This is a genomic window from Fulvivirga maritima (assembly GCF_021389955.1).
GTDB lineage: Bacteria > Bacteroidota > Bacteroidia > Cytophagales > Cyclobacteriaceae > Fulvivirga > Fulvivirga maritima.
On sequence record NZ_CP089980.1, the window covers coordinates 756,665 to 781,558 of the forward strand.

At 38.9% G+C, this 24,894-nt stretch carries 24 protein-coding genes; 18 read left to right on the forward strand and 6 right to left on the reverse strand.

Going from position 1 to position 24,894, the window contains the following annotated elements:
• The first annotated feature begins 21 nt into the window (after positions 1-21).
• Positions 22-1,359 carry an STM4012 family radical SAM protein gene (locus tag LVD15_RS03185; RefSeq protein ID WP_233778841.1) on the forward strand — a complete coding sequence of 446 codons (1,338 nt, stop codon included), beginning with the start codon at positions 22-24 and terminating at the stop codon, positions 1,357-1,359.
• Positions 1,356-2,237, forward strand: coding sequence for an STM4011 family radical SAM protein (locus LVD15_RS03190; protein WP_233778842.1), 882 nt, complete (start codon positions 1,356-1,358; stop codon positions 2,235-2,237). Before LVD15_RS03185 ends, LVD15_RS03190 begins: the two co-directional genes overlap by 4 nt.
• Before the next feature lie 37 nt (positions 2,238-2,274).
• Here LVD15_RS03190 and LVD15_RS03195 read toward each other — a convergent pair whose 3' ends face one another.
• Both LVD15_RS03195 and LVD15_RS03200 read right to left on the reverse strand, forming a co-directional pair.
• Positions 2,275-3,189: an NAD(P)/FAD-dependent oxidoreductase gene (locus LVD15_RS03195; RefSeq protein WP_233778843.1), complete on the reverse strand. Its 915-nt coding sequence runs from the start codon at positions 3,187-3,189 to the stop codon at positions 2,275-2,277.
• Between the two features lie 50 nt (positions 3,190-3,239).
• Complete coding sequence (locus LVD15_RS03200; RefSeq protein ID WP_233778844.1) at positions 3,240-3,797, reverse strand: TetR/AcrR family transcriptional regulator; 558 nt, start codon at positions 3,795-3,797, stop codon at positions 3,240-3,242.
• Positions 3,798-3,941: 144 nt separating this feature from the next.
• Between LVD15_RS03200 and LVD15_RS03205 the strand changes: the two genes are divergently transcribed.
• The 5 genes from LVD15_RS03205 (at position 3,942) to LVD15_RS03220 (ending at position 10,638) form a co-directional block, all read left to right on the forward strand.
• Positions 3,942-5,387 carry an SLC13 family permease gene (locus tag LVD15_RS03205; protein WP_233778845.1) on the forward strand — a complete coding sequence of 482 codons (1,446 nt, stop codon included), beginning with the start codon at positions 3,942-3,944 and terminating at the stop codon, positions 5,385-5,387.
• Positions 5,388-5,423: 36 nt separating this feature from the next.
• A complete protein-coding gene (gene dinB / locus LVD15_RS03210) occupies positions 5,424-6,638 on the forward strand; it encodes a DNA polymerase IV (RefSeq protein ID WP_233778846.1) in 1,215 nt (404 codons plus the stop codon).
• A gap of 97 nt (positions 6,639-6,735) precedes the next feature.
• Entirely contained in the window at positions 6,736-8,970 is a 2,235-nt protein-coding gene (locus tag LVD15_RS03215; protein ID WP_306416846.1) for a PHP domain-containing protein, read from the forward strand.
• The gene (locus LVD15_RS27080; RefSeq protein ID WP_306416847.1) at positions 8,963-9,739 is read left to right on the forward strand and encodes a helix-hairpin-helix domain-containing protein; all 777 of its coding nucleotides are present in this window, start codon (positions 8,963-8,965) and stop codon (positions 9,737-9,739) included. Before LVD15_RS03215 ends, LVD15_RS27080 begins: the two co-directional genes overlap by 8 nt.
• A 107-nt stretch (positions 9,740-9,846) precedes the next feature.
• Complete coding sequence (locus LVD15_RS03220) at positions 9,847-10,638, forward strand: carbonic anhydrase (RefSeq protein WP_233778847.1); 792 nt, start codon at positions 9,847-9,849, stop codon at positions 10,636-10,638.
• Between the two features lie 59 nt (positions 10,639-10,697).
• On the opposite strand, the gene LVD15_RS03225 is transcribed toward LVD15_RS03220, so the two are convergent.
• Both LVD15_RS03225 and LVD15_RS03230 read right to left on the reverse strand, forming a co-directional pair.
• Entirely contained in the window at positions 10,698-11,234 is a 537-nt protein-coding gene (locus LVD15_RS03225) for a hypothetical protein (protein WP_233778848.1), read from the reverse strand.
• A gap of 111 nt (positions 11,235-11,345) precedes the next feature.
• Entirely contained in the window at positions 11,346-11,690 is a 345-nt protein-coding gene (locus tag LVD15_RS03230; protein WP_233778849.1) for a DUF6249 domain-containing protein, read from the reverse strand.
• A 143-nt stretch (positions 11,691-11,833) separates the two neighbouring features.
• On the opposite strand from LVD15_RS03230, the gene LVD15_RS03235 reads away from it, so the two are divergent.
• From LVD15_RS03235 to LVD15_RS03285, 11 genes are all read left to right on the forward strand, one after another.
• Positions 11,834-12,391 carry an RNA polymerase sigma factor gene (locus tag LVD15_RS03235; RefSeq protein ID WP_233778850.1) on the forward strand — a complete coding sequence of 186 codons (558 nt, stop codon included), beginning with the start codon at positions 11,834-11,836 and terminating at the stop codon, positions 12,389-12,391.
• A gap of 2 nt (positions 12,392-12,393) precedes the next feature.
• Positions 12,394-12,924 carry an anti-sigma factor gene (locus LVD15_RS03240; RefSeq protein WP_233778851.1) on the forward strand — a complete coding sequence of 177 codons (531 nt, stop codon included), beginning with the start codon at positions 12,394-12,396 and terminating at the stop codon, positions 12,922-12,924.
• A gap of 457 nt (positions 12,925-13,381) precedes the next feature.
• Positions 13,382-14,479: a vWA domain-containing protein gene (locus tag LVD15_RS03245; RefSeq protein WP_233778852.1), complete on the forward strand. Its 1,098-nt coding sequence runs from the start codon at positions 13,382-13,384 to the stop codon at positions 14,477-14,479.
• An 18-nt stretch (positions 14,480-14,497) separates the two neighbouring features.
• A complete protein-coding gene (locus LVD15_RS03250) occupies positions 14,498-16,006 on the forward strand; it encodes a sigma 54-interacting transcriptional regulator (protein WP_233778853.1) in 1,509 nt (502 codons plus the stop codon).
• Positions 16,007-16,025: 19 nt separating this feature from the next.
• Positions 16,026-16,679 (forward strand): AlbA family DNA-binding domain-containing protein, encoded by a 654-nt coding sequence (locus LVD15_RS03255; RefSeq protein ID WP_233778855.1) that lies wholly within the window; start codon positions 16,026-16,028, stop codon positions 16,677-16,679.
• 21 nt (positions 16,680-16,700) lie between these two features.
• Positions 16,701-17,108 carry a GNAT family N-acetyltransferase gene (locus tag LVD15_RS03260; protein WP_233778857.1) on the forward strand — a complete coding sequence of 136 codons (408 nt, stop codon included), beginning with the start codon at positions 16,701-16,703 and terminating at the stop codon, positions 17,106-17,108.
• A 127-nt stretch (positions 17,109-17,235) separates the two neighbouring features.
• Positions 17,236-18,576, forward strand: coding sequence for a PhoH family protein (locus LVD15_RS03265; RefSeq protein WP_233778858.1), 1,341 nt, complete (start codon positions 17,236-17,238; stop codon positions 18,574-18,576).
• 57 nt (positions 18,577-18,633) lie between these two features.
• The gene (locus LVD15_RS03270; RefSeq protein WP_233778859.1) at positions 18,634-19,467 is read left to right on the forward strand and encodes a DUF3298 and DUF4163 domain-containing protein; all 834 of its coding nucleotides are present in this window, start codon (positions 18,634-18,636) and stop codon (positions 19,465-19,467) included.
• A 62-nt stretch (positions 19,468-19,529) separates the two neighbouring features.
• Entirely contained in the window at positions 19,530-19,688 is a 159-nt protein-coding gene (locus LVD15_RS03275) for a hypothetical protein (RefSeq protein WP_233778860.1), read from the forward strand.
• A gap of 12 nt (positions 19,689-19,700) precedes the next feature.
• Positions 19,701-20,054: a hypothetical protein gene (locus LVD15_RS03280; protein ID WP_233778861.1), complete on the forward strand. Its 354-nt coding sequence runs from the start codon at positions 19,701-19,703 to the stop codon at positions 20,052-20,054.
• A 58-nt stretch (positions 20,055-20,112) separates the two neighbouring features.
• On the forward strand, positions 20,113-20,406 hold the full coding sequence (locus LVD15_RS03285) for a hypothetical protein (RefSeq protein ID WP_233778862.1): 294 nt from the start codon (positions 20,113-20,115) through the stop codon (positions 20,404-20,406).
• Between the two features lie 64 nt (positions 20,407-20,470).
• On the opposite strand, the gene LVD15_RS03290 is transcribed toward LVD15_RS03285, so the two are convergent.
• Positions 20,471-22,006 carry an alpha-N-arabinofuranosidase gene (locus tag LVD15_RS03290; RefSeq protein ID WP_233778868.1) on the reverse strand — a complete coding sequence of 512 codons (1,536 nt, stop codon included), beginning with the start codon at positions 22,004-22,006 and terminating at the stop codon, positions 20,471-20,473.
• A 119-nt stretch (positions 22,007-22,125) separates the two neighbouring features.
• The gene (locus tag LVD15_RS03295) at positions 22,126-24,822 is read right to left on the reverse strand and encodes an ATP-binding protein (RefSeq protein ID WP_233778869.1); all 2,697 of its coding nucleotides are present in this window, start codon (positions 24,820-24,822) and stop codon (positions 22,126-22,128) included.
• Positions 24,823-24,894: the final 72 nt, after the last annotated feature.

Consider the following 24,894-nt stretch of genomic DNA (forward strand, 5'->3'; position numbering starts at 1 on the left):
AAAAAGGCAAAATAAAGATATATGCTTTCAACAAAGAGTTTAAAAGAAAGAATAGCAACAGCAGACTATTTTCAGGGATATGCTTACTCCTATCCTCATAAAACGGCCTATCGAGCTTTTGAGAAGCCATATTCTATGCAAGAAGTATGGCAAAATGAGGATAAATCGGCCTTGTTTTTATATTTACATGTACCCTTTTGCGAAATGCGCTGTGGGTTCTGCAACCTTTTTACTGTTGCCAATCCTAAAGAAGGCCTTTATAATCCGTTTATAGAACAGCTGAAAATCCAGTCAGAAGTAACCGCTCAGGCCCTGGGGGACTTTAAAGTAGCCCGAGCAGCTTTAGGAGGTGGAACCCCCACTTACCTCAGCCTGGAAGAATTAGAAGCCCTTTTTTCTATTCTTAAAAAAGACTGGAATCTGGCACCTGAACAGATCCCGACCATGGTAGAAGCCTCTCCTAAAACATTAACGGAAGAGAAATTGGCCTTTTTAAAAGAATCTGGAGTAACCAGGCTCAGCATGGGAGTACAGAGCTTCATTGAAGAAGAAACAAAAGCCTTAGGGCGTCCGCAAAGTCCCAAAGATTTGATGCATGCCATTGAATTATTACAGCGGTTTAATTTCCCCATCACTAACCTTGACCTGATCTACGGAGTGCAAAACCAAACACCTGATAGCTGGAAGTACTCATTAGAGACCACGGTCAGTTATCAGCCAGAAGAAATTTTTCTTTACCCTCTTTACGTAAGACCTTTAACTGGCTTAGGCAAAAAAAGCAGCCACCAGGAGTGGACTGACTTCAGAATTAGGTTATATCGCATTGGCCGTGATTACCTGCAGGCAAATGGCTATGAGCAAAAAAGCATGCGCCTTTTCAAAAGAAAAAACAGCGCACTTGCAGATCAACCTGAATATCATGCTCAGGAAAATGGAATGGTAGGCCTTGGAGTAGGTGCCCGGTCATATACTAAAAATCTGCATTACAGCTCTGAATATGCTGTGGGAAGCAAAAGCATAAAGCCTATCATTCAAAATTTCAATCAAATGACCGCTCAGGATTTTAATCAGGTGCCTTATGGTGTTATTTTGAATGATGAAGAACAAAAAAGGCGATATATCATCAAGTCATTATGCGAAGGGTCAGGCCTTTCTTATGCCAGATATCAGGCCTTTTTCAACTCAAAAGTCATGAGCGACTTCCCTGAATTAGCTCAGCTTTTTGATCTTGGTTTCTGCCAGGATAATGCTACAGGCATCTATTTAAATGAAGAAGGGCATGAACACGAAGACATCATAGGACCATGGCTTTATTCTGAAAACACTATTCAAAAATCTGAATCCTATTCTTTAGTATGAGTAAGCGCTGGTCCATTTTATACCGAGGCTCTCTTTCCAGCTGCAATTATGGCTGCGACTATTGCCCTTTTGCTAAAACTAAAAATACCAGGGAAGAACTCGCTCAAGACAAAGCTGAGCTAGACCGCTTTACGCAATGGGCCATCAACAGAAAAGAGTGGATAGGCATATTATTTACCCCTTGGGGAGAAGGACTCATTCGTAAGCACTACCAGCAGGCCATGACTGAGCTGAGTTGGGCTAAAAATATAAGCAAAGTAGCTATACAAACGAACCTCAGCTGCCCTACCCAATGGATGGAAAAAGTAAACAAAGAAACTTTTGCACTGTGGGCTACTTACCATCCTACTCAGATCAGTCTGGAGAAATTTGCAGAGAAATGCATAGAACTTGAGGCCATGAATATACGCTATAGTGTAGGCTTCGTGGGTTTTAAAGAAGACCTAGATATGATGGAAAAACTACGGTCTTTGCTCCCCAACTCTGTTTACTTATGGGTAAATGCTAACAAAAAAGATCCTGATTATTATGCTGAAGAAGATTTTTTAAGAATAGAGCGAACAGACCCCCATTTCCGCACCAATACCGTATATCATAAAAGTGTGGGAGAAGCATGTATGGCCGGGCATTCTGTATTTTCTGTAGACGGAGAAGGGAACATGACCCGATGCCATTTCATAAAGCAGCGCATAGGTAATATTTATGATGCTGATTTTGAAGATTCGCTTTATCAAAGACCATGCAGCAACAATACTTGCGGCTGCCATATAGGCTATGTGCATATGGACAAGCTAAAGCAATATAATCTATACGGAAAAGGCGTGTTAGAAAGAATTCCCGACCAATGGAATTATGAAAACATAAAAGCAGATTCCTGAAACTTAATCTGATAATTTCAGGCATCTGCCTAATCTATTATTTTGAGTATCTCTCTGCAATGATTTCTTTACTGATGAAAGCCCCTGCAAAATTACCTGCAGCCACCGCATTAGCCACCGAACGCATGGGGCTACTATTATCGCCAGCGGCAAATACTCCTGCTACGCTGGTCTGCTTAAAATCATTCACAGCAATATGTCCGCTCTCAGAGAAATTACAATTGAGCATTTCCGGAATAGTAGATTGCTGCTCCATAGGTAAAGCTGCATAAAGAGCTTCCAGCTCCACAGTCTGTCCATCAGCCAACTGCAAATGTTGAAGCTTACCATCATGATGTAGCAGCTCTGTTATTTTTGTATCAACAATGGCAATATTATTTTCTTTAAGCTTTTGAATACCCGCTTCTGGCAGGTCAGTCGTGCCATTGGTAAATAACGTTAACTCTCCTGCCCAATGATTAATAAAAAGAGCATGCTCAATAGCCTTCTCCCCATTCATAAAAAGACCTGTTTTACTTCCTTTATACTCATAACCATGGCAATACGGACAATGAATTACTGAAATCCCCCAACAGTCTTTAAAGCCTTTGATTTCTGGCATTATATCTTTCATTCCGGTAGCTATTACCAGCTTACTCGCTCTATATATACCTCCTTTTTCTGTAGTAATTTCAAACCCAGCCTCTATCTGCCTTCCTGAAACAGCTATATCTTCCTGAAAAGTTACCGAATCATACTTCAGTACCTGCTTACGGGCTAGCTGTGATATTTCCGCAGGAGGCGTGCCATCATGAGTGATAAAATTATGTGAATAGGGCGTTTGCCTATTACAAGGTTGGCCTGCATCTATAATCAAAGTTCGCATAGATGCCCTGCCCAAACTCATAGCAGCAGATAGCCCGGCATAGCTACCTCCAATAACTATAACGTCATATGTAGTTTCTTTTTCCATTACACTTACTTTTAATGTCTCAAAAATGAGACATAATTATCCAAATTTTTTTATTCCAAAATTGCCTTCTTTAAAGAGTACCAGGCCTGTTTTTTCACACTCTGATATTCCATATTCTTAATATGAAGTGAATTAACTGAGCTATTCACTATTCCGTTAAATAAAATAATGATCCAATCTTGGGTGAGGTGTTCACTAAGCTTGTTCGCATCTTTAAGCTTTTGAATTACCCTCATGATCCTGCTAAAGGTACTATCATATTGCCTGCACTCTTCATTATTACTAGAGTGCTTATGGTCATGGTGGTTATGCAGCTTATATAAAAAGGCATATTTTTCACCACAGCTCACCGCTGCATAAAGCATATGCTCCAGCTGCACTACAGGCTCATCAGAACTATTTTCAGCCTCTTCCATTCCTTGTTTACAGCGCAGTTGCATCTCATTCATGCATGCGTGCAGCAACTCATTTCTATCCCTAAAATACCGATGAAGCGTTCTACGGGTAACTCCCGCATGAATAGCCACCTTCTCTAAAGGAGCTGAAAAATCTTCATTAAAAATGAAGATAGCTGCATCTATAATATTTTGTTTAGTATCCGTACCCATAAACTTGATGTAAATATAAACGAATGTCTCACAAATGAGACGCAATATTTAACTTTTTTTATAATTCTCATCCAAAGTAAAACATGGCATTATTTTAATAAAATCACGTTATTTACTGTATCCCCTTACATGTAAGCTAATCTCATGAAAAAAATACGTCTACTATTCCTTGTATTAGGTCCTTTATTATTTTCAATATTATTGCTCTGCCAAAACTCTGCCTACTTAACTCCTGAAATATGGCGGGTGCTGGCCGTAGCCATCTGGATGGTCTCCTGGTGGATATCAGAAGCTACACCCATAGCTGTTACGGCTTTGCTCCCTATGGTTTTGCTTCCCCTTCTCAATATTTTCAAAATCAGTGAAGCCACAGCACCCTATGCCAGCTCTATTATTTTTCTATTTATGGGTGGCTTTATGATTGCCCTGGCTATGGAAAAGCACAACCTCCACTTAAGGATAGCCCTGAACCTGGTGAAAATCACCGGCACAAGTGGCAATGGTATTATTCTGGGCTTCATGCTGGCCACCGCCCTGCTCAGCATGTGGATTAGCAATACAGCCACTGCTGTAATGATGCTGCCAGTAGCCTCTTCTGTAGTTAACCTTCTAGGTGAAAGCAACCTTAAAATGGGGCAGTCTCAGAAAAAATTCGCCTTATCTCTTATGCTCATTATTGCCTACTCAGCTAATATAGGCGGCACTATTACGCTCATAGGCACTCCCCCAAATGTAGTAATGACGGGCTACCTAAACGAAATTTTACATTATCAAATGGCTTTTAGCCAATGGTTTATCATAGGCCTCCCTACCGGCATTGGGCTGCTGCTGGTCACTTACTTTCTCATTACCAGAGTGCTGTACCCTAATAACCTCAAAAAAATTGAGGGTTCAGAAGTGCTTATCAAAAATAAGCTCGAGGAACTGGGTAAAACCTCTAAAGAAGAAAAAATGGTGCTTACCATATTTGCCCTTACCGCCCTGGGCTGGATCTTTAAAAATCAAATCAATAATTTAATTGGTGCACCCCTGCTATCGGATACTATAACCGCCATGATAGGCGGCCTACTCATGTTCATTATTCCTGCTGACATAAAAAAGGCGGGCTTCCTCCTGAAATGGGATGACACTAAAAAGTTGCCTTGGGGCATACTTATACTCTTTGGTGGCGGCATGTGCCTGGCCAGAGGCCTAGAAAAGGTAGGTGTAATAGAAGCTGTAGGAGAGTATATGAGTAACTATAAAGATGTAAATCACTTTCTCCTGATAGGTATCACTACCGGAATGGTGCTCTTTCTTACTGAAATAATGAGTAATGTGGCTCTAGTTACCATTTTCATACCCGTAGCCATAGGTATTGCTCAGGGTCTGGGCATTAACCCACTACTGCTGGTAGTGCCTTCTACCCTAGCCTCAAGCTGTGCGTTTATGATGCCTATTTCTACACCTCCAAACGCCATTGTATTTGCCAGCGGTCATATAAAAATGAAAGAGATGATGAAGGCAGGAATCCTAATTAACATTTTTGCTATTATCTTCCTTACCATTATCACCTATATTTTTATAAACGCATATTTTACACCTACTTAAGTTAGTAAATACTAAAATATTTAGTAATATTGTGTTATGGTTTCACGATCAATATTACACCTGGATTTAGACACTTTTTTTGTGTCTTGCGAGAGACTGTTGGACAGTCGGCTCAACAATAAGCCCATACTTATAGGTGGTGTAACTGATCGAGGAGTAGTGGCCTCTTGCAGCTATGAAGCGCGGCAGTTTGGCATCCATTCTGCCATGCCCATGAAGCTGGCTCGCGAACTATGCCCTGAAGCAATAGTGATCAAGGGCAACTCTGCCACTTACAGCGCCAAGTCAAGCGAGGTAACTGAAATTATAAGAGAGCAGGTGCCGCTTTTTGAAAAAACCTCTATTGATGAGTTTTATGTAGACATGTCGGGCATGGATCGTTTTTTTGGTAATTACAAAATGGCCAGTGAGCTGCGTACCAAAATCATACATAACACAGGACTTCCTATCTCTTTTGGGCTTTCCCAAAATAAGACGGTATCAAAAATAGCTACGGGAGAAGCCAAGCCCAACAATCAGATAAAAATAGACTATGGCTTAGAAAAGAATTTCCTGGCTCCTCTTTCAGTTAAAAAAATACCCATGATAGGAGACAAGACCTACATGGCGCTATGCAATCTGGGGATAAAACACATCCATACCATTCAGGAAACGCCTATGGAGCTCATGGAAAAAGCTTTTGATAAAAATGGCATTACCATGTGGAAAAAGGCCAATGGCATAGATCCCTCCCCGGTAATCCCTTACTCAGAAAGAAAATCTATCTCCACAGAGCGAACCTTTGACAGAGACACTATAGACGTAGTAAAGCTTAAAGCCATTATGCTGGCTATGGCCGAAAACCTGGCTTTCCAGCTGAGAAGAGGGCAAAAGCTCACTGCTTGTGTTACGGTAAAAATCCGATATTCAGATTTTAACACCTACACCCTACAGTCAAAAATACCGTATACCTCGGCCGATCATGTGCTCATTCCAAAAGTATTGGAGCTATTTAACCGAGCCTATGACAAAAGACTACTAGTAAGGCTTATAGGTGTAAAATTCAGTCATTTGGTTAACGGCACTTACCAGATCAACCTATTTGAAGACTCTTTAGAAATGATCAGCCTGTACCAGGCCATGGACAAGATCAGAGATAAACACGGTGACCGTACAGTGATAAGAGCTGCCGGTATAGAAGCTAAAACGATAAGCAGGTTTAATCCTTTTAAAGGAGACGCGCCTCCGCTACTCCCCAACAGAAGGGTTTGAGTTTTTAGTAGTAGTGAGTTTTAGTAGTAAGTCATAAACATTTACTCGCTACCCGCTACTATTCTTTCATCAACTATATACTTAGTACTATTTCTTAATGTACCTCAACACCCATACCTATTACAGCTTTAAATATGGCACCATGTCTTGTGAAGAGCTGCTCATAGAAGCTCAAAATAATGACATAGACCGTTTCGTGCTTACAGACATCAACTCCACTGCCGCATGTCTGAATTTTGTAAGACTATCTATCAAGCATAAGATTGAGCCCATATTAGGCATCGACTTCCGAAACGGCGTAGCGCAGCAGTTTATAGGAATAGCTAAAAACAATCAAGGATACTTTGAGCTCAACCGCTTTTTATCCGGATTTCTACACTCTGGCGATCCTATACCCGAAAAAGCACCATACTTTAGTCATGCTTTCATTATTTACCCCTTCGCCCAATATGATGGCAGGAAGCTCAAAAAAAATGAATTCATAGGCATTTCGCCTGAACATATTAACCGACTTAGATTCTCGCCTTATGCCCATCTAATTCAGGATAAAATGGTGATTTTACAGACCGTTACTTTCAGAAATAAGAAAGATTTTAATGCTCACCGCCTCCTCAGAGCTATAGATAATAACACCCTCCTCAGTAAGCTCCCTGAAACTGAAGAAGGCAGCTTCAGCCACCAGATGCTTCCTAAAAAAGAGCTTCTCACGCTGTATGGAGATTATCCTTCTATTATAAAAAATACCGAAAAACTGCTCAACAGCTGCAGCATACATTTCGATTTTGGTGATGAACAAGAACACAAAAACCAAAAAAACTACACCCACTCTGAGCATGAAGATTTCAAAAAAATATGCAAGCTATGCTACAAGGGATTAAGGTACAGATATCCTGAAATAACAGAAGCCATTAAAACCCGGCTAAAAACAGAGCTGAAGGTAATTAGAGAAAAAAGCTTTATCGCTTACTTCCTCATCAATTGGGACATTGTTTCCTTCGCTCGGAGGCAAGGATTTTTCTATGTGGGCCGAGGTAGCGGCGCTAACAGCATAGTGGCCTACCTGCTAAGAATCACTGATGTAGACCCCATAGATCTGGATTTATATTTTGAACGTTTTATTAACCTTTACAGGAAAAATCCACCCGATTTCGATATCGACTTTTCCTGGACTGACCGTGAAGATATTACGGCCTACATTTTCAAGAGATTCAAAAATGTAGCCTTGCTTGCTACGTACAGCACTTTTCAGCTCCGAGCCGTAATCAGAGAGCTAGGAAAAGTATTTGGCTTACCCGCTCATGAAATTGAGAAAATAGCGGAGGGTAAGCCCAAACAAGACTACTATTCTCAGCTGGTGATAAAGTACAGTCATTTGATTCAAGGCTTCCCCAGCCACCTGAGTATCCACGCCGGCGGCATTCTGATTTCAGAAAAGCATATTCATTATTTCTCAGCCACAGACCTGCCTCCCAAAGGTTATCCTACCACTCATTTCGACATGGTGATAGCTGAAGATGTAGGCCTTTATAAATTTGATATACTCAGCCAACGTGGATTGGGCAAGATTAAAGACACCCTATCCCTCGTAAAAGAAAATAAGCCCGAAGAGCCTGATATAGACATTCACGATTTAAACCGATTCAAAAAAGATGAAGCGGTAAAATCACTACTAAGACAAGGAAAAGCTATTGGTTGCTTCTATGTAGAATCTCCTGCTATGCGTATGCTTCTAAAAAAACTGGAAGCCGATGACTACTTAGGGTTGGTCGCGGCCAGCTCCATCATCAGACCCGGAGTAGCTAAGTCTGGCATGATGCGCGAATACATCCTCAGGTTCAAAAACCCAGAAAGAAGGAAGGAGGCCCACCCTACCCTCCTAAGCATTATGCCTGAAACCTATGGGGTAATGGTTTATCAGGAAGATGTAATAAAAGTAGCCCACTACTTCGCAGGCCTCACTCTGGCTGAGGCTGACGTGCTAAGAAGAGGGATGTCTGGTAAGTTCAGATCCAGAGATGAATTTCAGAAAGCCAAAGACCAATACTTTTCTAACTGCAAAGCCAAAGGTTATACCTATGCTGAAAGCGCCGAAATATGGAGACAAATAGAAAGCTTTGCCGGATACGCTTTCTCTAAAGGTCATTCCGCCTCTTATGCAGTAGAGAGCTACCAAAGCTTATTTTTAAAAGCCTATTACCCGCTAGAATATATGGTGGCCACCATTAATAATTTTGGAGGATTTTACAGAACTGAGCTCTACGTACATGAAGCCCGCATGCATGGTGCCGAGATATCCCCCTCCCTGCGCCAACGCCAGCGATGCCATGACTAAAATATATGGCAAAAAAATATATTTAGGCCTGGCCTTTATTAAAGATTTAGATCAAAGAACCATAGAGCAAATACTACGAACCAGAAAGACTTACGGAGCATACCGTTCACTCACTGATTTCGTTAAAAAAATCCCTTTATCACTTGATCAAGCCTCTTTACTCATCAAAGCTGGCGTGTTTGGTTTCACAAAAAAGAATAAAAAAGAACTCCTTTGGGAAGCTCATTTCTTACTGGCCAATGCTAAAAAAGCATCTCCTATGCCCAAGCTATTTGAGGTAGAAACTAAGCACTTAACCATTCCTAACATATCACCTCCTCACCCTTTAGAAACTGCCTTTGATGAAATGGAGCTGTTAGGCTTCCCTTTGTGCAATCCTTTTGATCTACTAAAAAATAGGCCTTCCCATTTTTTCAGAGTAATTGATTTTCCTAATAATCTGAATAAGAGCATCATTATTTACGGTTACTTGGTAGCTATTAAAAATACACGTACTTCAAAAAATGACAGGATGAATTTCGGAACATTTTTAGATGTAAGCGGCCAGTTTATAGACACCGTTCATTTCCCACAATCATCCCGTCAATGGCCCTTCAGAGGGCGCGGTATATACGCCATTACAGGCAAAGTGGTAGAGGAGTTTGGCTTCTACAGCCTGGAGGTTACAGAGATGATAAAAGAGCCCTTTATTGATGACCCCAGGTACAGCGAAGACAATGGAAAATTAGCCATTAGAAGGAAAACTATGAGGCAGACTTTTGAAGAGTAAAAATAATTTATAACCACTTAATAATCAACAATATAAACTCTTTCAGAAAATTGACTATCAATGCCAATTTAAATACCTTGCTGCCTGATAAACGAAACAATAATAATATGAAAGAGATAAAAATTTTAGCCGCATTATTATCCATTTTTTTGGCTACCTGTACCCCTTCGACCAATAAAAATTCAGATAAATCACAAAAAAAAGAAGCCACTTTACATAAGAAGCACTGGGACTATAAAGGAGAAACGGGCCCGGAGCACTGGGCAGAAATTGACGCCAACGACTGCGATGGCAAAGCCCAGTCTCCCATAGACATAATAGATCCTGTTGTAAGTACCGATATTACCCCGATAGACATCCACTATAATGATGTAACCAAAATTCATGATGTGACCAACAATGGCCATTCTATTCAGTATAATTTTTCGGATGGAGATTACATTACGGTAGAGGGTAAAAAGTATAGTTTAAAGCAATTTCATTTTCACGAACCTGCAGAACACACTATTAAAGGCATTCGGTACCCTATAGCCATCCATTTAGTACACATGTCTGAAGATAATGAATATGCTGTGCTAGCCTTACTAGGCGAAGAAAAATCAAGTAATGATGAAGTGTTTGAGTTTTTAAACAGCTACCTACCTCTCCAGGTAGAAGAAACAAAAGAAATAAACGAGGCTTTTAACATAAACTCAGTATTCCCTAAAAACAAAAGTTATTACTCCTACACAGGTTCACTTACCACACCTCCGTGCACCGAAAATGTGAAATGGTTTGTAATGCAGCAAGCTCTTCCGGTTTCTGTTGAGCTAATCAACACCCTTCAGGATTTAATGCCGGTAAATAATTACAGAAAGACCCAACCTCTACACGATAGAACTATTTGGGCTTCTAATTAACATTCTTACCCTCAAGTTCTGTAAGGGGCTTGAGGGGTTTTATCATCCCGTCAAAACGTCTACTCTATCCTTACCACAAAAGTCTTACAGATTCTCTCATAAAGGTCATTATCACTTTTCTTGTAATAGGTTTCAGTCTCTTGCCCAATTTTATTGTAAAAATTAAATGACTTAGGGTGGCTGCTACTTATTAGCATTTGGCGAAAGCCTAGATCATAATAATGAGGCATTATTACAGACTTTAACCAGTAACCTCCATACCCCTTCCCTTTTTCAATAATATGAAAGTACTTTAAAAGTATAGTTTTCTTAAAATCGCCGTGATTCACTCCAAGCTTATCAATAGCGCCTCCCACAATGGTTAAGACTCCTTTAATATCACCATCCTTTTCTATGGTATGTATTTCGCAACATATCCCTTCAAGTTTTTTCAGGCTTTCTATATAATTAATTGCATGATACAACTCATTATAATCATCCCAGCTGTTTTCAAGCTTCCAATTCACATATTTCCCAATAGGAGAAAATAGCCTGCTATCAAAGGATTTATAAATTATAAAATTCTCTCCATCTCCCCCCGTTCCGATTATTTCCATTAGTATTTTTCTAATTTTAAGTTAGAGTAAGCTTTTTACTACTACTCAAAACTACCAAAACCCCAGACTTCTGACCCGGTGCAGTCTGAGGTTTGTAAAACATGACAAAGACTATTTTTCCTTATTCTTTTTCTCTTCTATAAGGTAAGAAACAAACAAACCAATGCCTCCAAAAAGAAACAACATAGAGAGATAAGCTACCGGCGGCCTAAAGCCGGCAAACTCACGCAGCAATTCTCCTACAAGAATGCCACAGCCTACGCCTACAAAAAGAAATCCGAGTCGCAGGGCTAAATTATTTTGCCCTAAACCTCCACTCGCCAACCATTCTGACCTGTTTATCCCTTTCTCAATCAAAGCCATACGCTCATTATTGGTATACTTTCTTAAAAAGATAATAACCAGCACTATGCCTATTACTGCCAAAATGGGAACTGATAAAGCTAAAATTTGCATATTATTTTGAGTTTTATTTGCCGGTTGGACTTCAGTTATGAATATGAGGTTACAACTTGATTCTATTTTTTTTTAAAATAAAATTTTATGAAAAAATACGACATACCTTGTAACTTGATGATCTTTATCTGCGTCAAAAGCCCGTGCATAAGCAAAATGACAGTATTCTTGTAAATCGTATTATTAAAGGCGAGCAGCACCTTTTCAATATTTTAATTGAAAGGCATAAAAAATATGCATTTAACATTGCTCTTAAAATCTTAGATAATGCCGAAGACGCTGAAGAAGTGGCTCATGACAGCTTTATAAAGGCTTACAAGAACTTGCATAAGTTTAATCAGGAGGCGAAATTTTCTACTTGGCTGTATCGTATCACTTTTAATACGTCTATCACTGCCAAAAGAAAACAAAAGCACAAGAATGAAGAAATAGATGACGCTAAGCACGATTTCCAGCAAGCAGAAGCCAACCTGCTCGAAAAAAAGGATCAAAAGCACTACATCAACCTGGCATTAAAACAGCTATCTGATGTAGATCAGACTATTATATCGTTATTCTATTTAAAGGAGTTCTCTCTTGAAGAAATTGCCGATATTACTAATATGGATGCGAATAATGTGAAAGTAAAATTGCACAGGGCCAGAAAAAAAATGGCCAAAGAGATGCAAAACATTTTAAAAGGAGAAGCATTAAATTTATAGTTATGAAGAAGCCTATTAAAATATCAGACGAACTACTTTTCGATTATATAGACGGCTCACTAAACCATGCTGACAGGCTAATGGTAGAAGAGGCCTGCAAGAAAAGTCCCTGGAAAGAGCGGCTGCAAGAACTCACTGCACTAGACACTTCATTACTATCCATCCATGATAACTGGGCTGAACCTGCTGAAGGATTCAATACAAGCATTATGAAAAACATTAGTGCTTATGAAGCTACACCAAAAACCAGCAGAAGAAATATAATATTACTATCCGCCTTGATCCTGACATGCATTATTGGTTGCATCAGTCTCTCCAGCTTACCTGCAAGCTATTACATGAATCAGCTCTTAATTCCCCAGGAAGCACTTAACAATTTGAATATAAATGAATTACCAAAAAGCATTGCCATTAACTTGCAATTAGTAATCGAAGGATCATTGTTTGTCTGTGCGTTACTTGCTTTAATACTTTTCGACAGAATAATTTTAAAACCATTTTTCTCAAAAAGAAAAGTAAGCTCCAGCCACTAGCATTTGATTTTTCCCAAAAATGGAATTTCATTTCTATATTGAGTCTGCATAAAGAAAAAAGGGAAGCCTATGGCCTCCCTTTTTTCTATTTATAACTATTTAAACTATTGTCGAGTTTATATGTGTTGTTCCTTCACTGTTTGTTGCTCTTTCTCAGTAGTTTGTTTCGAGTAAGTCGCACAAGTATAAGCACTACAAGAAGAAGCGAGCAAGCCCACTGCCACTAAAAATAGTAAGGATTTTCTCATCTTTAAATATGGTTAGAGTTCATGTTAATTAATATTACCTGGTTAAATCGCAAAAAGAATACCAGATGGTATAACTCTTATGATTTGTGACCGTTGTATTTAGTATGATTATGTTCTCTATAGACCAATTCGATCGCAGCAGGTGAACAGATTTTCTTTTGAATTCGTTTTGAACTTAATCTTTACTGTTTAATTTTCTACGTCTAATTATGTTAGGTACACGATTCACTAAATATATACCCTCTCCCGATCAAAGTAAATCCGATTTTGATAAGCTTATGGATATATTCCTACAGCTGGTCACTATTACCGGAGGAGATGTAGCCGAAGCCCTGGCCTGGCTGAGTAATCTTGACAAGCAATATAACATTACCAGCGACGGTTATGGCATGGGTGATTTCATTGAGGACCTGCAAGACAAAGGCTACCTTACTGATAAAACACCCGATGGCTCTTTTGAAATTACAGCCAAAAGCGAGCAAAAGATAAGATCAGATGCTTTAGAAGAAATATTTGGCAAGCTTAAAAAATCAGGAAAAGGAGATCATAAGACCCACTTTAGCGGTCAGGGAGATGAACAAACTACTGACAGAAGAAACTATCAGTTTGGCGATAAGCTAGAGCAGCTCTCTATGACTGATTCTCTGCGTAATGCCCAGATCAACCACGGTTTGGATAGCTTTATGATGACTGAGAATGATCTTGAAGTGGTAGAGAACGAATACAAAACGCAGACCTCTACCGTACTTATGATTGACATTTCTCACTCCATGATTTTGTATGGAGAAGACAGAATTACGCCAGCTAAAAAAGTAGCTATGGCACTGGCAGAGCTTATCACCAGAAAATATAAAAAAGACACTTTAGACATCATTGTATTTGGAAATGATGCTTGGCAGATAGACATCAAAGATCTACCTTATTTGCAAGTAGGGCCTTACCACACTAATACCGTAGCCGGCCTGGAGCTGGCCATGGACCTGCTCAGAAGACGCAGGAACCCTAACAAGCAAATATTCATGATTACAGATGGAAAACCTACCTGCCTTAAACAAGGGATCAAATACTATAAAAACAGTTTTGGTATAGATAGTAAGATCCTTAACAAAACACTAAACCTGGCCAAGCAGTGCAGGAAACTTCAAATTCCGGTTACTACTTTCATGATTGCCTCAGACCCATACCTGAAGGAGTTTGTAAAAGAATTCACTCAGGTAAATAATGGCAACGCTTACTATAGCAGCCTTCAGGGGCTTGGCCACCTCATATTTGAAGATTATAAAAGAAACAGAAGAAAGAAACTTTAACAAAGGGAAAACATATTTATGGAATCAGCTCAACTGAAGGAAGTGAAGACCCTGGGCGCACTAAAAGCTACAGGGTATACCAGTAAATCCGTAAAACAAGAGTTGCGTGATAACTTAATACAAAAAATAAAAGATAAGGAAAATGTATTTGAAGGCATATGGGGTTATGAAGACACCGTAATACCTGATATGGAAAGAGCAATACTTTCTATGCATGACATTAACCTGCTTGGTCTGCGCGGGCAGGCTAAAACACGTATGGCGCGTATGATGGTTTATCTGCTAGACGAATACATACCTATTATTGATGGTTCTGAAATGAATGACGATCCTTTCAATCCTATTTCTAGATATGGAGTAGATACTATTGCAGAAAAAGGTGATGACACACCCATTAGCTGGCTACACAGAGAGGAACGATACAGTGAGAAACTAGCTACTCCTGATGTGTCTATTGCTGACCTGATAGGTGATGTGGATCCTATAAAAGCAGCCACTTTAAAACTTCCTTATTCTGACGAAAGAGTAATTCACTTCGGTTTAATACCCCGATCTCACAGAGGCATATTTGTGATTAATGAAATCCCTGATCTACAGGCTAGAATTCAAGTGGCTCTCTTTAATATTTTACAAGAAGGCGATATTCAAATCAGAGGATTTAAGGTAAGAATGCCTCTTGACATCCAGTTTGTTTTCACGGCTAACCCTGAAGACTACACCAATAGAGGAAGCATAGTAACTCCGCTAAAAGACAGGATTGACAGCCAGATTATTACGCACTATCCTAAAGACATTACTATAGGTAGAAAAATTACTGAGCAAGAAGCTAATATTAAACCCGAGCAAAAAGATCTTGTAGAAGTTAATGACATCAGCAAAGACCTGATAGAACAAATAGCATTTGTGGCTCGTGATAGTGAATATGTAGATAGCAAAAGTGGAGTTTCTGCAAGGCTTACTATTTCTGCCTATGAAAACCTGCTCAGTGCAGCAGAGAGACGCTCTTTGTACAATGGCGAAAAGACTCAGATAAGAGTATCTGACTTATATGGTGTAGTACCCTCAATTACCGGTAAAGTAGAGCTCGTATACGAAGGTGAGCAAGAAGGCGCTGGTATAGTAGCCAGAAACCTTGTAGGCAAAGCCATAAGATCTCAGTTTGTAGAGTACTTCCCTGATCCTGACAAAATCAGAAAGCAAAAAGGAGAGAACCCTTATAAAACTATTACTGACTGGTTTGGAGATAACCATGAAGTAGACCTGCTTAATGATTTTAATAATAAAGAGCACGAAAAAGCATTAAAAGACATTCCGGGTTTAGAGAAACTGGTAGATCAATATCATAAAAATGAAAGCTCTGCCACCAAGCTTTTCCTGATGGAGTTTGCCTTACACGGCCTGGCTGAATACAGTATGCTAAGCAGACATGAGCTGGTAAGAGGCCTGCAATTTAAAGACTTGCTAAGCGGCATGTTTACTATGCCTGGTCCTGATGATGAGGACGAAGAGGACGATAATCATTTTTAACTATTAATGATGAGCAACAATGCAACTCTCAGAGGTAAAAAGGCTCATCAGGCATGGGGAAAATGCCACGATTGAGTTCAAGACTAAAATACGGCATCCTGAGAAGGTAGTGAAAGAATTAGTGGCCTTTGCCAATACGGCAGGAGGCCACCTTTTTATTGGTGTGCATGATGATGGCAGCTTAGCAGGAGTAAAATACCCCGAAGATGAGATATTTGCCTTAGACAGAGCTATTGAAAAGTACTGCAAACCGGCATTTGAATATTCTATTTACACAGTAGACCTCACAGAAGACAGCTCCATAGTAGTCTACGAAGTGCCACCCAGTAACAACAGGGCGCATTGCGTAGTAAACAAAGAGCTTCTACAAGGCAGACAAGCCTTTGTAAGAGTGGCAGATAGAAGCATAAAAGCCAGCAAGCACGTAAAGGAGATCCTGGATAGGCAACGTAAAAACAAAAGTATCCAGTTTAGCTTCGGAGAAAAAGAAAAGCTGCTCATGACTTATTTAGAAGATCATGAAACTATTACCGTAAACCAGTTTAAAAAAATCTCAGGTCGCAATTATTACCAGGCTTCCAGAACATTAATACTTATGGTCCTAGCCAATGTTTTGGAAATTCACCCTAGCGAAAAAGAAGATTTTTATACTTTGAAGGGGGTGGCCGTTTAAGCTTTTACTAAGAAATTCTGAATGGAAATTTTAAAAATCCCCCACCACCAAACCTGGGCACTAAGACATAAAGTGATGTGGCCTGATAAACCGCTGGATTATGTCAAACTAGAAAATGATGAATCAGGTTTACACTACGGTTTGTTTATAGATGGAGAGCTAACTTCCGTAATTTCATTGTTCATAGAAAACGGTACTGGTCAGTTTAGGAAATTTGCCACCCAAGCCACCGAGCAAGGTAAAGGATATGGATCACGCCTGTTGCATTTCCTATTTGAAGAAGTTCAAAACCAAAATCTGACAGAAATATGGTGCAATGCAAGAGTAGACAAAGCAGGCTTTTACCAAAAATTTGGAATGCGAACCACTGATAAACAATTCACTAAAGGCGGTATTGACTATGTAATTATGAAACGAAACATTAAGTAATCTTTACTATTTCCCCGTTTCTTATTTGATTACAAAAAATACTTAAAATCTTTCGATCGTTTATTTCCGTTTTATCCCCAGATGGTTAAATTTACCTATTGACCACTTTTTAAACGACCTACCCTTTATGGCAAAAGCTCAATCCAAAGACAAGAAAATTTTTGTTTTAGACACATCAGTCATCATTTACGAACACAACTCCATCATGAACTTTGACGAGCATGATGTGGGCATACCCATCACCGTATTAGAAGAACTGGACCAGTTTAAAAAAGGAAATGACACCAAGAACTTTGAAGCCCGGGAGTTCACCCGCCTGCTTGATAAATTAGCTCAGGGGCAGATGCTGCATAATTGGAATAACCTTAATGGAAAATCTAAAGGCAAGTTTAAAGTGCTGATGTATGCCAAAAGCAAGGTAGACGCCAATGAAGTGTTTGATGAAGAAAAGGCTGACCATAGAATTTTGAATGCCGCCTTACAACTACAGCAGGAAAGCAAAGACAAAAAGGTGATCCTGGTATCTAAAGACATTAACCTAAGGCTAAAAGCCAAGTCACTAGGCTTGCCCGCTGAAGATTACAACACCGGAAAAGTTAAAAATGTAAGCTCTTTATATACAGGCAAAAAAATTCATGAAAAGATATCTCCTGACATGATCAATGAGCTATACGAAAAAGGCTCTTGCGATCCTAAGGAAGCATTAGGCAGTCTTAAACCTTTAAAAAACAGCTATTACATCCTGAAAAGTGGAAAAAAATCCATTTTAGCTACCTACAATGCCATAACTGACAAGATAGAGCATGTAGAGAAAAAGGCCGTTTACGGTATCAAGCCCAGAAACGCAGAACAGACCTTCGCTATCCATGCTATACTAAACCCAGAAATAAAGCTGGTGACTATGCAAGGAGTAGCAGGAACAGGTAAAACGCTTATTGCTTTAGCTGCCGCCTTAGAGCAAAAAAGAAGTTTTAAACAAATATACCTGGCCAGACCTATTGTGCCACTTAGCAATAAAGATATCGGTTTCTTGCCAGGAGATATAAAATCAAAGCTCAACCCATATATGGAGCCTTTGTGGGATAACCTTAAGTTTATCCAAAACCAATACCATGAGTCTGATAAGGAATATGCAAAGCTTACTGAGATGGTCAATCAGGAAAAGCTGGTGATTACCCCACTAGCCTACATACGAGGACGGAGCTTGTCAAATATTTGCTTTATAGTAGACGAAGCTCAAAACCTGACGCCACACGAAGTGAAAACCATCATAACCCGAGCTGGCGAGAATACTAAAATCATTTTCACCGGAGATGTTTATCAGATTGACACACCTTACCTAGATTCTCAAAGTAACGGACTGTCTTATCTGATTGACAGAGTTAAAGACCATGAATTATACGCTCATATTACATTAGAAAAAGGAGAGCGTTCTGAGCTAGCTAACCTGGCCAACGAGCTACTTTAAATAACTCAATAACACTTACTTTTTGATGTGATCAACTTTATTCAATATATTGGCAGCATGAAAATTATGAAAGCCCAATGGTTGCTTATAGCACTGGTACTATTAGTTACCAGTTGCTCCAAAACAGAAAAACAAGATACTGCAGAAGAACAACCTGCAGAAAGCAAAATAGATTCTTTAAGCTATACTTTTAATGATTACACCAAAGAGTATGGAAAGTGTGATACAGATACCTCTGCTTATTGCACCAGAATTCTGTTAAATTACCCTGAATTTGACACCGAAGAACATCCTTCACAAGCCACAGCTATTAATGAACAGATAGAGTCATATGTGCTCAATCAGTTTTTCCCTGACACTGTTGAAAACAAGTCTATAGCCATGTTTGTAGAGGGTTTTATTGAAGATTACAAAGAGGTAAAAGAAGCCTTTGGTGAAGCTTTTGGCTGGTACGCTAAAATTAACGGTAAAGTACTAAGAAATGACTCCATTTCTGTAACTATAGAGCTTACTGCAGACATCTACACTGGCGGAGCTCATGGAAGCTTTGATCTGCATTATCTTAACTTCAATCCTTCTACCGGAGATCTGATTGACTTTGAATCTTTATTTGAGCCCAACTACAGCACCAAGCTCAATGAAATAGTAGAACAAAAATTTAGGGAGACTTATAAAATAGAGCCTGGAACGGACTTAGGAGATGAAGGTTACGAATTTGAAGATGGGCTGTACTACAACATCAATAACTTCGCCTTACTGGAAGATGGCATCAAATTTTACTATAACAGCTACGAAATAGCTCCTTACGCCAAGGGACCATCAGAAGTATTTGTAAGTTATGCGGATCTGAAAGAAATATTAAAGAAGGCGAAAGAAGATATAGTGGTGTAATAATCCCGACATCAGTTTGAAATAAAACTATTTTTAAGTAATTTCCGTTAATTATTAACACTATGAGTTACAAAGGAAATAGTCTTTCAGAAAAAGAAATAAAGGATTTGTTCAAGGATAAAAAGTTCAGTGAAACGAATAATAATGCCTTAAAAGTAGACAAAGACTACCTTTATGACAGTCCTCAAATACAAGCGATATACGCTGACATGAAAAAATAAGCCACTCTCACTATGAGTTGGAGCATAGTAATCCTCCCCTTGTTAGGAGGATTTTATTTTTTATCTCGATCCATGTTTTGGAGAAATCGCATTAGACGAATGCCTCGTCAGGTATTAATCTATGCATCGGGTGTTTCGGGCGCAGCTTGGGCATTTGCCACATTATTAACCTCCAAGCTACTTCAGCTATGGGATCCTTTCCACCTCATCAGGCTTACTGAAAATACAATTAAAGACTTCATTCAAATAAATGAGCCATATGTGTATACATTAGCCTGTTCATTCTTCTTACCAGTAATTGCAACAGAGCTCTCCAATCTGGTCTTCAAAAAAAAGAGAAGATTATCAGGTATATCTGGCCATTAAAAAAACCGGAGATGAGCTTCAAAGATTACTTCTACAAGAATTTATAAATAGAAGGCCTATGTTATTCACTTTAACTAGTCAAAAAGTATACGTGGGGCTTTTAACACGGATGGGTGATCCGCATGGTGAAGATGGATTTATTAATTTAATCCCGTTATTTTCAGGATACAGAAACCAAAAAGGAAAAATGAAATTAACCACCAACTACCCTAAAGATGAAAGTAATTTTGAATTGGTAATTCCTATTGACAAAATCTTATCTGCCTCTTCATTTAACTATGAAGCCTACAAAAAATTAAACCTTTCTAAAAGACCCGTCTCCTCTATTTTCTCAAAGCTTTTTAACCAATAGAAAGTTGATGTTAATGTAAAACACCTGCCAAGCCCATAGCCCGACAGGTGCATTCAAAAACGGATTATTTAATTTCAAAAACCACTACTGAGAAAGGAGGTAATGACATGCTTATTTCTCCTTTTTTAGCCTTGAATTTTTTAAACTCAGCAGGCTTTATTTTCTCTGGTTGCTCAAATGTATTATGATCTTGCAACTTATCTGATGTCAGTATTTGTGCCGTTGTATTCTTAAGGTTAACACCCTCTAAATTCAGGGTAACTTCGTTAGTTTTATGAGCATCAATATTTACTACAGAGATATGGATTTTACCTTCACTGTCTTTTGATGCAGAGGCTGAAATGGCAGGTAATTTATCCTCTCCAAAAGTGTAATACTCCTCATTCATTTCTAGCGGAAGGAGTTCAGCATCCTGATGTACATTATACATTTTCATCACCCAGTAGGTAGGTGTTAATATCATTTTCTCTTCATCTGTAAGTATCACCGCCTGCAATACATTTATGGCCTGAGCGAGGTTGGCCATTCTCACTCTTTCTGCATGATTATTAAATACATTCAGTGTAGTACCGGCAATCATAGCATCACGCATAGTATTTTGCTGATAAAGAAAACCAGGGTTAGTGCCAGGTTCTACATCATACCAGCCACCCCATTCATCTACTACCAAAGCAATTTTCTTTTCAGGATCATATTTATCCATGATAGCGCTATGCTTCTCTACCAACTCCTCCATTTTAAGGGCTTCTCTCATGATTTTAAAATAATGCTCTTCAGAGAAAGTAGAGGCAGGGCCTTTGTTAGACCAGTCGATAACAGAATAATGATGTAAAGCCATTCCTTCGATCATATGGCTCGGAATGTTTTTCATAAGCACCTCAGTCCAGTTATAATCACCTGAACTAGCTCCTGAAGCTATTCTAAATAGACCGCCAGGCATAAAGGTTACATACCTTCTGTATACATCAGCATAATACTCAGGAGTCATGTTACCACCACAGCCCCAAGCTTCATTACCAATTCCCCAAAACTTCACTTTCCAAGGATTTTCTCGGCCATTTTCCAGCCTTAGTTTGGTCATGGGGCTTACTCCATCATGAGTAACATACTGCGCCCAGTCAGCTACTTCCTGCACGCTACCACTACCCACATTGGCAGAAAGATAAGGCTCTGTATCTAGTAGCTCACACATATTTAAGAAATCATGAGTCCCGAAGCTGTTATCTTCTGTAACGCCACCCCACCATTTATTAACTATGGTAGGTCTTTCATCTTTAGGACCAATACCATCTTTCCAATGATAAGTGTCTGCAAAACAGCCACCTGGCCAGCGCAGGTTAGGTATTTTTAAATCCTTTAATGCTTTTACCACATCATTTCTTACACCAGCAGTATTGGGTATCTCAGAATCCTCCCCCACATAAAATCCTCCATAGATACATCTACCCAAATGCTCAGCAAAGTGGCCGTAAATATTTTTATCGATCTTAACACCAGCCTGATCAGCCTTAATGTTAATTTTCACTTCTTCTCCCTTTTGCGCCAATAAATGAGTAGCAAACAAGCAGCAAAAAAGAATGCTTAGATTAAAAATTTTCATAGAGTTGATTTTGATTTGATATATGTGTTAAATATACACTTATAATAAAACAAGTGCCACCAAAATCACCAAACGTTTGATTCCCTATTACTTTTCTCCCTAGAAAAAAGATGCCGCATTTATTTCAAATACTTGCTAAGTGTTTTTCTTAAAATAGACTTATCAACAGGCTTAATTAAATGCTCATCAAACCCGGCTTTTCGGGCTCTTTCAACTTTTTCCTTATTTCCCCAACCAGACTGGGATATGAAAATGGTGCCACTGGCTTCAGGAGTATTTTTTAATTTTTCACATAACTCAAACCCATCCATATCAGGCATTCCTATATCAAACAAAGCAAAATCAGGCTTAAAGGCTTTAAATTTTTTGATGGCTTCTTCACCCGTGAAAGCCGTAATTATCTGATAACCATCACTGAGAAGCATTAGCTCGTACATCTCCACCACATCGATGTTATCATCAACAATCATTATTTTGGCCTTTTCCTTTCCCGGTAGATCCGCATCATCCTCTTCTTTAGTATCAGCATTTCCGGTAGGAGTAGTAATTGGAAGCATAACTTCAAATTCCGTTCCTTGCCCTTCTCCTTCACTTCTAGCCATTATTTCCCCATCATGCAATGTAACCAGCTTTTCCACCAAAGTAAGGCCTATACCCAGACCTCCTTTAGTTTTTGTTGAATGGGCATCTATCTGAGTGAACATAGTAAAGATAGAATCCAATTTATCTTTAGATATGCCTGCTCCATCATCTTTAATTTTCACACTCACCTGATCTCCTTGCTGTTTTACAGAAACATCTATCTGCCCTCCTATATCTGTATATTTAGCTGCATTATTAATAATATTGACAAAGACCTGAGTTAAGCGGGTATTATCTCCATATAACTCAATATCTTGTTCTGGAAGATCCAGCTTCAATTCATGATTTTTTTCTTCTAGTAACCTCTGGCAAGTTTCTACGGCATTTTTAATAATGTTATTTATAATCAATCGCTCCTTCTCTAACTTCACCTTCCCCTGGGTTATGCGAGACACATCCATGAGATCATTAATAAGAGTAGTCATATGACTCAGCTGCCTCTTCATAGTTCCTATGATTTTACTTTCCATAGGATTATTCTCCCCCTCTTCCAGCAAGGTAACTCCTACTGTAAGTGGTGTTAATGGGTTTCTTAACTCATGAGCAAGTGTGGCTAAAAACTCATTTTTATACTTGCTCTGCTGCTGTAACTGATCAATGTTTTTGCGCATGCGTTCTTGCACTTCCAGCACATGAGCCATAAACACCTTATTAAATCTCTCTGCTGTTTCTATATCATTATTATTCCATTCTTTACTCTTATTATGTATCGTTTTTTTATGAACATTAAAAGAAGAACGCGGCATTAGCCTCTCCTTTTTGGGAGAATTAGCTGATTTTTCTTCAGGAACTCCGGCCCATTTTTCTTCTATTACCTTTTCTTTTCTAAACCAAGCAGTAAAATAGCTCTTATTTTCTACTAATGGGGCCAATAAAACGCCTCGTATACCATTTAACTTACTTTCATCAGCAAACCATTCTCTTACATCTTGGGTCACTAAAGTTTCCTTCCCATCTTCACAACAACCATCGTATATCTGCTGTAATACCTCTAAATCAGGTACTGTGCCCAGTTTTATTATTTCAGATTCGGTATAAAACAAAAAGCCATCAGTATCAGTCATCTCCAATACTTCCTTTTCATTATTTCTAAACACATCCACAATAGGCTGATTAGAAGAAGTTTTATCCAGCATGCTATTAATAGATCTCTCGGTGACCTTTTTTCTATTAATAGTAAGCTCCTCTTCTTTAGCATAAAGGTGCCAGCTAAAAAGTTGACTAAGATTCTCACACTCTAATCTCACATTTTGAGGAATATACCTTGGCTTTCTATTATGACAAGAAATAATACCCCATAAATGATCATGTGTAACTAAAGACATAGACATGGAAGCTTCCAGCCCCTGATTACGCACATACTGCAAATGTATAGGCGACAAGCTTCTCAACAGAGATTTAGTCATATCTAAAGGCTCTCTTTCCCCCTCTTTTACTGAAGGAATAATTACCGATGGCTTAAGATTAACATCAGGGGTAAGCCTCACCCAATTCTTTTTATATAGGTCTCTTGCTTGTTTAGGAATATCCGAAGCAGGATACATCAGGTTCATATAAGAATCCATTTCTTCTTCCTTAGCCTCAGCTATAACCTTACCAGTGTTATCCTGGTTAAATTTAAAAAGCACTACACGATCATATCCACTTACATATTTGATAGTGGAAACTATCTCATTGGCCATTTGAGGCAAAGATTTGAAAGTCTTAAACTTAGGAGCCACGCTAGTAGCGTATAACTTCATAAATTGACTAGCACTGTAAGCGTCACGAAATTCGCCTGCCGGCTCTAACTCCACCACCATATACTGAGAGCTTTGATAAACTACAGCATAGTAGTCTGAAGCCTTTTTATCTTTAATAAAACTGCTCTTAAGATTAAATTGTATCGGTAACCTCACCCCCTGGCTCTGGGCTCTTTGATAGGTTTCTTTTAAAAAAGATACATATTCCTCTCCATCTATAAAGTCATAAAAACTACTCCCTATTATCTGATTTTCATTTATTAGACTTTGAACATTTTCACTAATGAGACGTATTTCGCCAGATTCATAATCTAGGGCAAACAAATAGCCATAGCCTTGAATAGACTCAGGTATATGTATAGGCTCATCTTCACAATGGTCAAATTCTAGAGAATCGATATCTAGCTGCATAGTCACTTTTGGAGAATTCATTCTTTCTAAACACGGTAACTACGCTTTAGTTACGGCTGCCAACAAGTATCTTAAGCTCAACTCCATTTTTGA